16 protein-coding genes are annotated in these 13,222 nt (G+C 68.4%); 13 read left to right on the top strand and 3 right to left on the bottom strand.

All coding sequences use genetic code 11. From position 1 onward, the window contains the following. Positions 1–19: 19 nt before the first annotated feature. Genes VG566_RS06815 through VG566_RS06805 form a run of 3 tightly spaced genes read right to left on the bottom strand, consistent with a single transcriptional unit; the run spans position 20 to position 3,396 of the window. Complete coding sequence (locus VG566_RS06815; protein WP_032960634.1) at positions 20–580, bottom strand: hypothetical protein; 561 nt, start codon at positions 578–580, stop codon at positions 20–22. 30 nt (positions 581–610) lie between these two features. Beyond that, positions 611–1,030, bottom strand: coding sequence for an NUDIX hydrolase (locus VG566_RS06810; RefSeq protein WP_032960632.1), 420 nt, complete (start codon positions 1,028–1,030; stop codon positions 611–613). Continuing rightward, positions 1,027–3,396, bottom strand: coding sequence for an alpha/beta hydrolase family protein (locus tag VG566_RS06805; RefSeq protein WP_241884664.1), 2,370 nt, complete (start codon positions 3,394–3,396; stop codon positions 1,027–1,029). Before VG566_RS06805 ends, VG566_RS06810 begins: the two co-directional genes overlap by 4 nt. Before the next feature lie 161 nt (positions 3,397–3,557). On the opposite strand from VG566_RS06805, the gene VG566_RS06800 reads away from it, so the two are divergent. From VG566_RS06800 to VG566_RS06740, 13 genes are all read left to right on the top strand, one after another. Beyond that, on the top strand, positions 3,558–4,010 hold the full coding sequence (locus tag VG566_RS06800; RefSeq protein ID WP_241884663.1) for a hypothetical protein: 453 nt from the start codon (positions 3,558–3,560) through the stop codon (positions 4,008–4,010). A 70-nt stretch (positions 4,011–4,080) separates the two neighbouring features. Continuing rightward, positions 4,081–4,410 (top strand): hypothetical protein, encoded by a 330-nt coding sequence (locus VG566_RS06795; protein WP_005414880.1) that lies wholly within the window; start codon positions 4,081–4,083, stop codon positions 4,408–4,410. A 37-nt stretch (positions 4,411–4,447) separates the two neighbouring features. Further along, complete coding sequence (locus tag VG566_RS06790) at positions 4,448–5,101, top strand: RNA polymerase sigma factor (protein WP_049404032.1); 654 nt, start codon at positions 4,448–4,450, stop codon at positions 5,099–5,101. Then, entirely contained in the window at positions 5,098–5,313 is a 216-nt protein-coding gene (locus VG566_RS06785; protein WP_014648852.1) for a hypothetical protein, read from the top strand. The genes VG566_RS06790 and VG566_RS06785 overlap by 4 nt, the downstream gene beginning before the upstream one ends. Positions 5,314–5,526: 213 nt before the next feature. After that, positions 5,527–6,924: a cytochrome ubiquinol oxidase subunit I gene (locus VG566_RS06780; protein WP_049404030.1), complete on the top strand. Its 1,398-nt coding sequence runs from the start codon at positions 5,527–5,529 to the stop codon at positions 6,922–6,924. Between the two features lies 1 nt (position 6,925). After that, on the top strand, positions 6,926–7,939 hold the full coding sequence (gene cydB / locus VG566_RS06775; RefSeq protein WP_032960627.1) for a cytochrome d ubiquinol oxidase subunit II: 1,014 nt from the start codon (positions 6,926–6,928) through the stop codon (positions 7,937–7,939). 217 nt (positions 7,940–8,156) lie between these two features. Beyond that, entirely contained in the window at positions 8,157–8,900 is a 744-nt protein-coding gene (locus VG566_RS06770) for a beta-ketoacyl synthase chain length factor (protein WP_164167070.1), read from the top strand. Beyond that, positions 8,893–9,690 (top strand): lysophospholipid acyltransferase family protein, encoded by a 798-nt coding sequence (locus VG566_RS06765; protein WP_014038937.1) that lies wholly within the window; start codon positions 8,893–8,895, stop codon positions 9,688–9,690. The genes VG566_RS06770 and VG566_RS06765 overlap by 8 nt, the downstream gene beginning before the upstream one ends. Continuing rightward, entirely contained in the window at positions 9,677–9,934 is a 258-nt protein-coding gene (locus VG566_RS06760; RefSeq protein WP_005411610.1) for a phosphopantetheine-binding protein, read from the top strand. The genes VG566_RS06765 and VG566_RS06760 overlap by 14 nt, the downstream gene beginning before the upstream one ends. 17 nt (positions 9,935–9,951) lie before the next feature. Further along, entirely contained in the window at positions 9,952–10,209 is a 258-nt protein-coding gene (locus tag VG566_RS06755; protein WP_005411609.1) for an acyl carrier protein, read from the top strand. A gap of 22 nt (positions 10,210–10,231) precedes the next feature. Next, entirely contained in the window at positions 10,232–10,783 is a 552-nt protein-coding gene (locus VG566_RS06750; protein ID WP_046433259.1) for a membrane protein, read from the top strand. Next, the gene (locus VG566_RS06745) at positions 10,776–12,461 is read left to right on the top strand and encodes an AMP-binding protein (protein WP_241884662.1); all 1,686 of its coding nucleotides are present in this window, start codon (positions 10,776–10,778) and stop codon (positions 12,459–12,461) included. The genes VG566_RS06750 and VG566_RS06745 overlap by 8 nt, the downstream gene beginning before the upstream one ends. Beyond that, entirely contained in the window at positions 12,451–13,221 is a 771-nt protein-coding gene (locus tag VG566_RS06740; protein WP_014648846.1) for a glycosyltransferase family 2 protein, read from the top strand. The genes VG566_RS06745 and VG566_RS06740 overlap by 11 nt, the downstream gene beginning before the upstream one ends. The last annotated feature ends 1 nt before the right edge of the window (position 13,222 follow it).

Here is a 13,222-nt window from a genome sequence, read left to right as displayed (position 1 = left end):
AAAATGCCGGGGCGAGAGCTCAGCGGAAGCGCGAGCGCACATCCGGCCGCAGCAGGCGCCAGGCCAGCCAGCCCTGCAGGCCGAGAAGCACGAACGACATGCCGACCACGGTCAGCGTGATCAGCCAGCGTTTCAGCTGCAGCTCCTGCAGCAGGGCCGGGTCATCGGCCAGCAGCGGAATGAAGTCGCCCATGAACAGGTCCAGCCACCAGGCGGCCGCGAAGTTGGTCAGGCCACTCAGCAGCAGCAGTACCACGAAGCTCCACAGGCCCCAGCGCCGTTCGCGCAGCAGGCCCCAGCTGGATACGGTCGAGGCCAGGCACAACAGCGCGACGACCATCGATGCGGCTACCGGGTGCGCCAGCAGCCAGATCAGGCTGTGCAGCTGCTGGTGCTGCACTTCGCTTTCCACCAGGCGCCACAGCGCGAGGTTGTGCAACGGCCACAGCACCAGTCCCTGCAGCACGAAGTAGATTGTCAGCACCAGTGACAGCCAGAACGAGGCCTGTGCGACAGGACGCACCCAAGCGTGATAGGCCGGGGAAGGCAGCGAGGGGATCGACGTGATCGACATTGACATCCGATGTCCTTGCAGTCGGCGCCCGCCTGCTCAGCGGGCCGTCACCCGGGTGGCGACCGCCGGCAGGATATGGTGTTCGCTCAAGGGTGCCAAGGGCAGGCCATGCGGTGGTTGCAGCGGCACCCAGGCCAGTTCGGCAATTTCGGCGCACGCCTGTGGCGTACCGTCCACCTGCACCCACCAGGCCTGGGCCTGCACGCGGTGGCCGGGCTCGTTCACTGCCCAGTCCTCGAACGTGCCCAGTGCGATGGCGGCACCGGTGCACAGCTGCACGCCCAGTTCCTCGTGCAGTTCGCGGGCCAGCGCCTGCAGCGGTGCTTCGCCGGGTTCGGGCTTGCCACCGGGCTGGATGAAGCGGCGGGCACCGTGCTTGCGCACCAGCAGCGCCCGGCCGCGGTCATCCAGGATGACCGCGGCCACGATCCGGATCATGGCCGCGGCGTTGCTCACTTCAGGTTCTGCTCGAACAGCTTGAGGATGCGCTTGTACTGGTCCAGCCAGGAATCGGCACGCACGTAGCCGTGGCGTTCCAGCGGGTACGGTGCGATCGACCAGTTGTCCTTGTGCAGTTCGATCAGGCGCTGGGTCAGGTTCACCGAGTCCTGGAAGAACACGTTGTCATCCATCATGCCGTGGGCGATCAGCAGGTTGTCCTGCAGGTTCTGCGCGTACTCGATCGGCGAGGACACGCGGTACGCCTCCGGATCGATGTCCGGGGTGTTGAGGATGTTGCTGGTGTAGCCGTGGTTGTAGTTGTGCCAGTCGACCACCGGGCGCAGCGCGGCGCCGGCCTTGAAGGTGCCCGGTGCACGGAACAGCGCCATGAAGGTCATGAAGCCGCCGTAGGAGCCGCCGTAGATGCCGGCGTGGTCACGGTCGCCCTGCTGGGTGTCGACCAGCCAGTCCAGGCCGTCCTTGTAGTCTTCCAGTTCCGGGTGGCCCATGTTGCGGTAGATGGCCGTGCGCCAGTCGCGGCCGTAGCCCTCGCTGCCGCGGTAATCCATGTCCAGCACGATGTAGCCCTTCTGCACCAGCAGGTTGTGGAACATCTGCTCGCGGAAGTAGGCCGGGTAGCGCTGGTGCACGTTCTGCAGGTAGCCGGCGCCGTGCACGAACATCACGATCGGGTACTTCTTCCCCGGTTCCTTGTTTTCCGGCTCGTAGTACTTGGCCCAGACCACGCCGGCACCGTGCCTGGACGGCACTGCCACCAGCTTCGGCTGGATCCACTGGCGTGCCTTGTAGTCGGCGGTGCGGGTGTCGGTCAGCACGCGTGCCTGGCCGCCGGTGCTGGGCAGCACCGCCAGCTGCGGCGGCAGGTAGGCACCGGAGTAACGCACCAGCAGCTGCTGGCCATCCGGCGACAGCGAGAAATCCTCCACGCCATTGAGGCTGGTCAGCTCGCGTACCTGGCGGTTGCCGGTGTCGACCGCGCAGACTTCGTAGTCATGCGGCGCCTGCTGGTTGCACAGGAAGTAGAAGCCCTTGCCATCGGCCGACGGCACCGGTGCCGAGGTTTCCCACTTGCCGCTGGTCAGCGCCTGCGGCTTGGCGGTGCCGGCCTGGGTGTACAGGTGCGAGAAGCCCGATTCCTCGGACAACAGCCACAGCGTGCGGCCATCGGCCATCCAGCCGAAATCGTTGAAGCCCCAGTTGATCCAGGCGTTGTCGGTCAGGCGGTGGCGGTTCTGCACGCGGCCGTCGGCGGCATTGACGCTGATGATCCAGCGGTCCTTGTTGTCGTTGGCACGCAGCATCACCGCGGCTTGCTGGCCGTCGGCGCTCCAGCGGATGCCGCCGCCCATGAAGTCGCTCATCACCTGCACGCTGCGCTCGCCCTTCAGCGCATCCTTGCCGGCCTTGCGGCGCAGCTCGGCCAGTGGGTCGGTGCTGATGCCCGGCAGGCTGGACAGCGAGACTTTCTCGGCCTTGCCGGTGCGCACGTCCACGTACCACAGGGTGTGTGGCTCGAAGCCGTTGCGGCCGACGCGCGTGCGGGTGTCCTCGGTTTCCTCGTAGCCCGATTCGGTCACGTACAGCGGCATCTTGCTGGTGCGGCCGTCGTCGAAGTCCTTCGGCTTGGTCACCACGATCAGGTGGGTCAGGTCCGGCGACAGCACGCTGTCACCGATCTCGACGTCGGCGCCCAGGTAGACCGGGCCCGGTGCGCGGGTCGGATCGGCCTGGCGCCAGCGCTGGTCCTGGTCCTTCAATGCCTCGCGCTGCTCGCGGTCGCGGCGCAGGGTTTCCAGCGTGCGCAGCTGCTGGTCGCGCAGCACGTCGGCCTTCGGTGGCGTACGCGGGTCCTTCTCGGCCTTCAGGCTGGCCACCTGCTGCACGCCGCTGGCGGCGGTCCAGTGGAACCAGTTCTGGCCGACGCGCCAGATCACGCCGTTGTCGGCGGCAAAGTTCACGTTGCCCGCGCGCTCGTTGCTGCGGGTGAGCTGGGTCAGCGCGCCGCTGCGCAGGTCGCGCACGAACACATCGCCATTGCGGACGAAGGCGCTGCGGCTGCGGCTGCGGTCGTAGACCGGCTCGGCCACGTCCAGGGTGCCGCGCTGGTCATCGGCCACCTGCGCGGCCACGCCACCGGCCACCGGCTGGCGGAAGGTATCGCGTACCGGGCTGCCGTTGCGCTTGAGCTGGTACTCCACCTGCTGGCTGTTCCACGACCACCAGGCCTTCTCGACCGGCGGACCGATCCAGTCCGGGTCGGCCAAGGCCTGTTCGATGGTGATCGGTGTCGGCGCGGCATGCGCAGCCGGTGCGGCCAGCACGGCCGACAGCAGGAGGGACAGGGGCAGCACTCGGGACATGGGCGGACGGCACCAGTAGAGGAAACCGGGCAAGCGTAGCAGCCGCACGGGCCCGGGGCAGGGGCCACAGGTCATGGCAGCGGAATCGGCAAAATGGCCCCCTCCAGGTCGCTGCGACGGCGTGTGCGGCATGATGGCCATTCCGTTCGGATGGAACCGATATGTACTGCTACGACTACAGGATCTCGCTGCGCGTGCAGTACCCAACAGAGGCCGGCGCCGGGATTGCCGCCCGGCTGGATCTGGAACCGGCGTTTTCCCGAGACGTCGGAACCGGATACCGGGATCGCGACGGCAGCCTGATCAGCGGGCATGCGGAGACCCGCGTGGTGTTCGTACTGGAGAGGGGCAAGGACGGCTGGCTGATGGATGCCTGGCCGGCGTTGGTCGATCTCCTGCGGGCACGCGCCGATGTGATCGGGGAACTGCTGCAGGAGGAGGCTTCGATCGGCGTGCGTGTCGGCATCTTTGGAAAGACCGCATGGGCGGGTTTTGTGCTGGATCAGCAGTTGCTGCGACTGTTGGCGGACCTGCAGCTGGGTTTCCAGGTGGAGACCTATTTCCCGGACCCGGCGGACACGCCCGGCGCCAGCGACGAGGTGGCAGGCAGCTAGTGCAACCGGTTGCCGTGGTCGCGCATCCATTCTCCTGAACCCGCATCATCCATCGAACAGGAGCCCGACCATGCAGGAACTGATCCCGATCACCCTCTTCATCTGCATCGCCTACGCGATCCATGCCATTGCCGATGCGCGCGCGCGCAGCAAGCTGGTGGCCCCGCACGTGCCGGAGGAAGTGATCCGCTCGCTGGCCGTGCTGGAAGAAGAGCGGCGCCGCCAGGGGGCGTTGCGCTGGGGCATCAGCCTGGTCTGCCTGGCCCTGGCCATGGCCCTGCTGGAGGCCATCGGTGCGCGTGACCTGACCTTCGGTGCCGCTGCCGCGCTGGTCGGCAGTGCCGGCCTGGGCCAGCTGCTGGCCTGGCACTTCACCCGTCCGGCCGCACGCAAGGGCTGAGCCGGCGCATGCCACGGGCACAGGGGGCGCCCCGTAGATGAGCCTGCTCGGCGAAGCACTGTCGGCACTGCGGGGCCGTCGCCGCCACGATGCAGTATCGGCGGCACCGCCCGCCGAGCCGCTGGACGCGGACCAGGCCCTGGTGCGGGCCATCATCGATGGCTCGCAGTCGGCCTTCGCGCAACTGGTTGAAGCCCACCAGCGCACCTGCGCGCATGTGATCGGACGCATGGTGGGCGACCGCGACCAGGTGGCTGACCTGCTGCAGGAAACCTTCCTGGCCGTGTTCCGCCAGCTGCACCGGTTCCGCTTTGAATCTTCGTTGCGTACCTGGGTTTCGCGGGTGGCCTACACCACTGCACTACAGCACCTGCGCCGGCGGCGGCTGGAGGCGCAATGGATGGTGGCGGTGGAGGTGCCGGAGCAACTGGGGATCGGCGATGAAGGCCCCGGGCCCGCCGAGTTGAGCGAGGCGCTGCAGGCCGGGCGCCAGCTCGGCGCGGCACTGGAACGGCTGAGCGCGCCGCAGCGCCTGATCGTCGGCCTGCATTACCTGGAGGATTTCGATCTGGCCGAGATCGAGCAGGTGACCGGACTGGCACGCGGTACCATCAAGAGCCACCTGCACCGCGCGCGCCAGGTCCTGAAGCAGGAACTGACGCGGCATGCCACTGTCGGAGAGCTGCTGTGAACCCACCCACCGATCCTCGCGATGCGGAAGCGCGCGTGCTGGCACAGGCGTTGCGCGAGCAGGCGCAGCAGGAAGCAACGCCGGATGTGAGCGAGGCGCTGCAGAAGCGCATTGCCGCTGAGTCGCGCGACGGTGGCGTGGGCTATGTGGTGGTGCAGGTGCTGTTGTTTGGCGCGCTGCTGGCTGCAGCGGCCTGGTATTTCTGGCTCTGAGGCGCCCTCCGGGCGGTGGGCCGTTCCAGTCGCCGTTGGCAGATGCCGACCTGGGTCGGCGTTTGGGCGTGTGTGCCAACCAAGGCTGGCAGCTACCAGAACGGTTGACCCCTGCGACAAAGTGAAGCAGCGCGTCACCCGGTCGCATCCAACCTTAACGAAATCCTCCTAAAGTGGTCCGGTATCCCACCGGTCGCAGGCAGGAGGCGTCCCTTGGACGCGTTGTTGTTGTCCCGGATCCAGTTCGGATTCGTCATCAGTTTCCACGTGCTGTTCCCGGCCTTCACCATCGGCACGGCCAGCTGGCTGGCCTTCATCGAATGGCGCTGGCTGCGCACGAAGTTGCCCGTGTGGCGCGAGCTGTATTTCTTCTGGCAGAAGATCTTCGCGGTGTCGTTCGGCATGGGCGTGGTCAGCGGCATCGTCATGGCCTTCCAGTTCGGCACCAACTGGCCGCGGCTGAGCGAGGTGGCCGGTACGGTCATCGGCCCGCTGCTGACCTACGAGGTGCTGACCGCGTTCTTCCTGGAAGCCAGCTTCCTCGGCGTGATGATGTTCGGCTGGGGCCGGGTCTCGCCGCGCCTGCATTTCCTGTCCACCTGCATGGTGGCGCTGGGCACGTTGTTCTCCACGTTCTGGATCCTGTCGTCCAACAGCTGGCTGCATACGCCTGCCGGCTACGAGATGGTCAACGGCATCGTGCATCCGGTGGACTGGTGGCAGGTGGTGTTCAACCCCTCGTTCCCGTACCGCCTGGCGCACATGGCGCTGGGCTCGTTCATCACCACCTGTTTCGTGATTGGTGGCGTCGGTGCGTGGTACCTGCGCAGGGGCACGCACGTGGAAGCGGGGCGGCGAATGCTGATCGCGGCGGTGGCGTTCGCCGCACTGACCGTGCCGGTGCAGATCTTCGTCGGCGACATGCATGGCCTGAACACGCTCAAGCACCAGCCGATGAAGATCGCGGCGATGGAAGCGCACTGGCATGAAACCGAGGAAGGCGAGGGCGTGCCGCTGGTGGTGTTCGCGCTGCCCAATGAAAAGGAAGAGCGCAACGATTTCGAAGTGGCCATCCCGAAGCTGGGCAGCGTGATCCTCACCCACAGCCTGGACGGCACCTTCGACCCGCTGACCTCGGTACCGGCCAGCGAGCGGCCGCCGGTGACGCCGGTGTTCTTCGCCTTCCGCATCATGGTCGGGCTGGGCACGCTGATGCTGCTGTTGGCCTGGGTGTCAGCGTTCCAGCTGTGGCGCAGGAAGCTGCTGGATTCACCGTGGCTGCTGCGCGGATGGAACTGGATGCTGCCGAGTGGCTTCATCGCGCTGCTGTCCGGTTGGTTCGTCACCGAGATGGGGCGCCAGCCGTGGGTGGTGTACGGCGTGCTGCGCACCGCTGATGCGGTTGGCCCGCAGAGCGCGTGGATGACGGCGTTGTCGCTGGGCGTGTACGTGGTTGGCTACGCCTTCGTGTTCGGCTGGGGCATCTGGTACCTGGTGAAGATCCTGCGCCACGGACCGCGTCCGCACGATGATGGGCCGTCGCTGGACCACGGCAGCCACACCCCGGCACGCCCGCTGTCGGCGGCCGACGAACCGCTGGAGGAGCGCTGACATGGACCTGATGACCTGGCTGCCGGTGGCGTGGTTCGCGGTGATCGGCTTCGGCGTGCTGATGTACGTGGTGCTGGACGGCTTCGTGCTCGGTATCGGCATCCTGGCCCCGTTCGCCGAGGACGAGGAGCAGCTGGACCTGATGATGAACACCGCCGCGCCGATCTGGGACGGCAACGAGACCTGGCTGGTACTGGGCGGCGCCGGGCTGCTGGCGGCGTTCCCGAAAGCCTATGCGGTGCTGTTGTCGGCGCTGTACCTGCCGGTGCTGCTGCTGGTGGTGGCGCTGGTGTTCCGCGGCGTGGCGTTCGAGTTCCGCTTCAAGGCACATCGTTCGCGCCGCCTGTGGAGCGTGGGGTTCGGCCTGGGTTCGCTGCTGGCCACCTTCGCCCAGGGCGTGATCCTGGGCACGCTGGTGCAGGGCATCCCGCTGGTGGACGGTGCCTACCAGGGCGGCGCGTTCGCCTGGTTCAGCCCGTTCGCGATGCTGACCGGTGCCGCGCTGGTGGCCGGCTATGCGCTGCTGGGCAGCACCTGGCTGATCCTGAAGACGGAAGGACGCGTGCAGGCGCTGGCGCGGCAGATGACCCGCCCGCTGGTGGTGGCGGTGATCGCGGCGATGGGCCTGGTGAGCAGCTGGCTGCCGTTCCTCGATTCGCGGTTGATGGACCGCTGGTTCAGCGACGGCAACTTCTGGTGGCTGTCGCCGGTCCCGCTGCTGACCCTGGCGGTGGCGGCCGCGCTGTGGCGCAGCGCGACCCATCCGCGCCGCGACCTGCCGCCGTTCCTGCTCAGCCTGGCCCTGTTCGTGCTCGGCTTCCTTGGCCTGGTGCTGGGCATGTGGCCCTACCTGCTGCCGCCGTCGATGACCCTGTGGCAGGCCGCCGCGCCGGCCTCCTCGCTGGGCTTCACCCTGGTCGGGCTGGTCATTCTGCTGCCGGTCATCCTCGGCTACACGGCGTGGTCATACCGGGTGTTCCGCGGCAAGGTGCACGCCGACACCGGTTACCACTGATCGTTTGAATGCGGGGCCGGCCGGTGCCGGCCCCCGCGTTCGGGAATGTGAAACCTGCACACCCCGCGCAGGACGTGCTAGCGTGCGCTCCTTTCCGGCGGCCAGGGGGGCAGCCGGCGACGTCCTGGACGGACGCACGGCTGCAGGAATGGGGGGCCGCCGCGCGTCGCCGTAATGGCTCGTGCCTATCGTTCTCCCGTTGAAGCACCATCGCTAAATGATCGAATTCTCCATCGTCGACTGGGCCGCCTGGGCGCCCGGCCTGAGCGAGCGTAGCCAGTGGCTGGGCTGGGCCGATGCGCCGTATCCGCCGCAGGGCGAAGACACGCCGGCGTTGGCCGAGATCCCGGCGATGCAGCGCCGCCGCATCGAGCGGCTGGGCCGGATGGCGATCCAGGCTGCCTGCTGGTGCGAGGACGGGCAGGGCGCTGACAGCCGGGTGCCGCTGGTGTTCGCCAGCCGCCACGGCGACGTGGCCCGTTCGATGGACCTGCTGGGGGCGCTGGCCAGCGATCAGCCCCTGTCCCCCACCGGGTTCGGCCTGTCGGTGCACAACGCGATCGCGGCACTGTACTCGATCGCCCGCGGCCACCGCGGCAACTACCTGGCGCTGGCCGCCGGCCAGGCCACGGTCGAGACCGCCTGCCTGGAGGCCGCCGGGCTGCTGGCCGATGGTGCCCGCGAAGTGCGGGTGGTGGTCTATGAGTCGCCGCTTCCTGAAATTTACGCGACGTTTGCCGACGAACCCGACCCGTTCTTTGCCTGGTGCTGGCGTTTGACCGCGCCGACAGCGGGCCAGCCGACGCTCTCGCTGCAATGGGAGGCGGCGCCGGAGGCCACCGCCACCGCCCCGGGCACGCTGCCGCACGCGCTGGACCTGCACCGCTTCCTGCTGTCTGGCGCGCCGGCGCTGGAGCATGTGGCCCACGGCCAGCGCTGGCGCTGGGGACGCCGTGGCTGAGGCGCTGCGCCGCCTCGATCATGCCTGGCGGGTGTTCGGCACCGGCCTGAGCTTCGCCGCATTTGGCGTGGGCGGCCTGCTGCTGGGCGTGCTGGTGATGCCGGTGCTGCTGCTGATGCGCGACCCGGTGGTCCGCCGCCGCCGGGCCCGCCGCGTGGTCCAGGTCGCCTTTGCCAGCCACCTGCGCCTGATGCGTGCGCTGGGGGTGATGACCTACCAGATCGAGGGCGGGGAACGCCTGCAGCGCGACGGTTTGCTGGTTCTGGCCAATCACCCGACCCTGATCGACGTGGTCTGCCTGATTTCGCTGCTGCCCAACGCCGATTGCGTGGTGAAGCGGGCCGTGGCCTGCAACCCGTTCATGCGCGGCCCGGTGCGGGCGGCCGGCTACATCGCCAACGATGACGGGGCCGGCCTGGTCGACGACTGCGTAGCGGCGGTGCATGCCGGCGGTACCCTGGTGATCTTCCCGGAGGGCACCCGCAGCGTGCCGGGCCAACCGCCGCGGCTGCAGCGCGGGGCCGCCAACATCGCCGTCCGCGGCCGGCTGGACATCACCCCGGTACGGATCACCTGCACCCCGCCCACGTTGACCAAGGGACAGAAGTGGTATCGTGTCCCCTCACGTCGCTTTCACGTTCGGCTGCAGATCGGCGAAGATATCCCGATCGCGCCCTTCCTGGCCGATGACGACTCGCCAAGGGGGGATGCCTTGGCAGCACGCCGCGTCACCGAGCACCTTTCTCGTTATTTCGACCTGTCTGGAGATCCGCCCCGTGCAAGCACTTGAGCACGAGATCAAGGAATTGATCATTTCCTCCCTTTCGCTGGAGGACATCACGCCGGAGGACATCGATCCGACCGCGCCGCTGTTCGTCGAGGGCCTCGGCCTGGATTCGATCGACGCGCTGGAACTGGGCTTGGCGCTGCAGAAGAAGTACGGTGTCAGCCTCTCGGCCGATTCAGAAGAAACCCGTCGCCATTTCTCCAGCGTGCGCGCGCTCGGCGAGTTCGTCGCCGCCCGCCAGTCGTAACGGCGCCAGGAATTGCCATGACCAAGAATGAACTGTTCGAACGCATCGTCAGCATCCTGACCGACAGCTTCGAGATCGAAACCGCCCGGATCACCCCCGAGGCCCGCCTGTACGACGACCTGGACATCGACAGCATCGATGCGGTCGACCTGATCGTGCAGCTCAAGCCGCTGCTCGGCCGCAATCTGCAGCCGGAAGCGTTCAAGGCCGTGCGCACCGTGCAGGACATCGTCGATGTCGTGCATGGACTGCTGCCGGACCAGGCAGCCGCCTGACCGCAGCGCCGGCGGCTTCGCCATGGCTCGCGCACGTACCGTCGTGGTGGCAGCGATTTCGCTTGCCTACCCGCTGCTGGTGTACCTGGCGATGGGCCGTTTCGAGCCGCGCTGGCTGTCGCTGCTGCTGTTCACCCTGGCCCTGCTGCGTGCACTGAGCACGCGACAGCCGCTGTGGTGGGCCGCCGCCGCTGGCACCGGCCTGCTGGCGGTGCTGGCCACCGTGCTCAACCAGGCCCTGCCGCTGAAGCTGTACCCGGCGCTGGTCAACGTGGTGATGCTGGCGGTGTTCGGCACCAGCCTGCGCTTCGGGCCGCCGCTGGTGGAGCGCCTGGCGCGGCTGCAGGAGCCGGACCTGCCGCCGTTCGCGGTGGCCTATACCCGCCGCGTCACCCAGGTGTGGTGTGGCTTCTTCGTTCTCAACGGCAGCCTGGCCCTGCTGACCGCGCTGTACGCGTCGGACCGGGTCTGGATGCTCTACAACGGATTGTTGGCGTACGTGATGATGGGCGTGTTGTTCGCAGGGGAGTGGCTGGTGCGGCGGCAGGTGAAGGCGGCGCACGCGCATGGCTGAGTGGATTGCCCTGGACCAGCTGCTGCTGGAGGCACGGCCGCAGCGCAGCGTCGGCCTGTGCGACGGCGAGGTGATCGACCATGCCGGCTTCCGCCAGCGCGTACTGGCCTGGCGCGCCGCCTTTGCGGCCGCCGAAGGCCGCGACTGGGCCCTGTACTTCGATGATGCCGTGGCCTTTGCCGCCGCGCTGTTCGGTGCCTGGCATGCCGGCAAGCGGGTGTTCCTGGCCGCCGACAACCTGCCAGCCACGCTGCAGGCGCTGCAGCCGCAGGTGAGCGGCTTCGCAGGCGACGTGTCCGCCGACTACCGCCCGCTGGTGGCGCTGGACGCCGCGCTGGACGATGAGCTGCAGGCGCTGGACGAGCGCGCCTGCGAGCTGTGCGTGTTCACCTCCGGCAGCACCGGCCAGCCCAGTGCGATCGGCAAGCGCCTGGACCAGCTGGCGCGCGAGGTGGAGGCGCTGCAGGCCGCGTTCGGTGCGCAGATGGAGGGTGTGCAGGTCCATGGCACGGTGTCCCACCAGCACATCTACGGGCTGCTGTTCCGCGTGCTGTGGCCGCTGGCCGCCGGCCGCCTGATTCATCCGCGCCGGTTCTTCCACGAAGACCTGGTGGGTGCGCTGGCCGGTACCGATACGGTGCTGGTGGCGACGCCGGCCCACCTCAAGCGCCTGCCCGGGCAGCTCGACTGGGCCAGCCTGCATGGCCGCCTGCGCGCGGTGTTCTCCTCCGGTGGTCCGCTGCCGGAAGACGCAGCGCGGCAGGTGCGGCAGTGGCTGGGCGTGGCCCCGACCGAGGTCTATGGCAGCAGCGAGACCGGCGGCATCGCCTGGCGCCGCTGGGACATCGACCTGCCGCCGTGGCAGCCGCTGCCGGGCGTGCAGTGGCGCATCGACGATGGCTGCCTGGCGGTGGCCTCGGCGCACCTGGACACCCCCGGTTGGTGGCGCACCCAGGACCGTGTCGAAGCCCTGGCCGACGGCCGCTTCCGCCTGCTGGGCCGGGCCGACCGCATCGTCAAGATCGAGGAACGACGGGTGTCGCTGGATGCGCTGGAACGCGCGCTGCGCGAAGACGCCGAGGTGGATGACGCGCGCGTGCTGGTGCTGCCCGGGCAGCGCGAGCAGCTGGCCGCCGTGGTGGTGCCGGCCGATCCGGCGCTGCTGGAGGGCGGCGACGCCGCGCGCCGTGCGCTGGGCCAGCGCCTTGGCGCCCGCCTGGCGCATGCGCATGACGCAGTGACCCGGCCGCGTCGCTGGCGCCTGGTGCAGGCGCTGCCGATCAATGCGCAGGGCAAGGTGACCCAGGCCGCGCTGGCGGCGCTGTTCCAGCCGTTGATGCCGGTGCCGGCGTGGGATCACCGCGATGCCGCCAGCGCCACCCTGCGCATGACCCTGGACCCGGCGCTGCGGCCGTTCCAGGGCCACTTCCCGCAGGCGGCAATCCTGCCCGGCGTGGCGCAGCTGGACTGGGCGGTGCGCTTCGCCCGCCAGGCGTTTGTGATGCGGGGCGCGTTCGTGCGCATGGATGCGGTGAAATTCCAGCACGTGGCCCGCCCCGGTGACGAGTTGACCCTGCAGCTGGACTGGGATGCCGCACGCAACGTGCTGGCCTTCCGCTACACCTCCAGCCACGGTGTGCATGCCAGCGGCAGGGTGGTTTTCGCTGATGCGGACTGATCCGGCCGTTGCCGGTGCCGCATTCGCGCCACTGGTGGTGATCCCTGTCTACGACCACGAGCACGCCATCGCGGCGGTGGTCGATGGCGTGCAGGCTGCGGGACTGCCCTGCCTGCTGGTCGACGATGGTTCGCACGATGGGTGCGCGGCGGTGCTGCGCGCGCTGGCACAGCGCCAGGGCGTCGACCTGCTGCGCCTGGACGTCAACCAGGGCAAGGGCGGGGCGATGCTGGCCGGCTTTGCCGAGGCCGGCGCGCGTGGCTACAGCCACGTGCTGCAGATCGATGCCGACGGCCAGCACGATACCACTGACCTGCCACGCTTCATCGAAGCCGCGCGCGCCCATCCCGAGGCGGTGATCTGCGGCATTCCGGCTTACGACGCCAGTGTTCCCAAGGCGCGCCTGTATGGCCGCTACGCCACCCACATCTGGGTCTGGATCAACACGCTGTCGCTGCACCTGCGCGACACCATGTGTGGCTTCCGCGTGTATCCGCTGCCGCCGGTACTGCGCCTGATCGGTGAAGAGACCATCGGCCGGCGCATGGATTTCGATACCGAAGTGATGGTGCGGCTGTACTGGCGGCAATTGCCGGTCGAGCACCTGGCCACGCGCGTGACCTATCCGTCCGATGGCGTGTCGCACTTCGATGTGTGGCGCGACAACGTGCGCATCAGCCGCATGCATACCCGCCTGTTCTTCGGCATGCTCTGGCGTGCGCCGCGGCTGCTGTGGCGCCGCCTGCGGGGGCAGCGCTGAG

It is taken from the genome of Stenotrophomonas sp. CASM114 (assembly GCF_049384325.1).
Classification (GTDB): Bacteria; Pseudomonadota; Gammaproteobacteria; order Xanthomonadales; family Xanthomonadaceae; genus Stenotrophomonas; species Stenotrophomonas muris.
This window is presented reverse-complemented; position numbering and strand designations above follow the sequence as displayed.

Excerpts from the sequence above, each read along its gene's own strand:
- VG566_RS06805 (WP_241884664.1), bottom strand. The coding sequence starts at position 3,396 with ATGTCCCGAGTGCTGCCCCTGTCCCTCCTGCTGTCGGCCGTGCTGGCC.
- cydB (WP_032960627.1), top strand. The coding sequence starts at position 6,926 with ATGGACCTGATGACCTGGCTGCCGGTGGCGTGGTTCGCGGTGATCGGC.
- VG566_RS06795 (WP_005414880.1), top strand. The coding sequence starts at position 4,081 with ATGCAGGAACTGATCCCGATCACCCTCTTCATCTGCATCGCCTACGCG.
- VG566_RS06755 (WP_005411609.1), top strand. The coding sequence starts at position 9,952 with ATGACCAAGAATGAACTGTTCGAACGCATCGTCAGCATCCTGACCGAC.
- VG566_RS06800 (WP_241884663.1), top strand. The coding sequence starts at position 3,558 with ATGTACTGCTACGACTACAGGATCTCGCTGCGCGTGCAGTACCCAACA.
- VG566_RS06740 (WP_014648846.1), top strand. The coding sequence starts at position 12,451 with ATGCGGACTGATCCGGCCGTTGCCGGTGCCGCATTCGCGCCACTGGTG.
- VG566_RS06770 (WP_164167070.1), top strand. The coding sequence starts at position 8,157 with ATGATCGAATTCTCCATCGTCGACTGGGCCGCCTGGGCGCCCGGCCTG.
- VG566_RS06815 (WP_032960634.1), bottom strand. The coding sequence starts at position 580 with ATGTCAATGTCGATCACGTCGATCCCCTCGCTGCCTTCCCCGGCCTAT.
- VG566_RS06750 (WP_046433259.1), top strand. The coding sequence starts at position 10,232 with ATGGCTCGCGCACGTACCGTCGTGGTGGCAGCGATTTCGCTTGCCTAC.
- VG566_RS06790 (WP_049404032.1), top strand. The coding sequence starts at position 4,448 with ATGAGCCTGCTCGGCGAAGCACTGTCGGCACTGCGGGGCCGTCGCCGC.
- VG566_RS06745 (WP_241884662.1), top strand. The coding sequence starts at position 10,776 with ATGGCTGAGTGGATTGCCCTGGACCAGCTGCTGCTGGAGGCACGGCCG.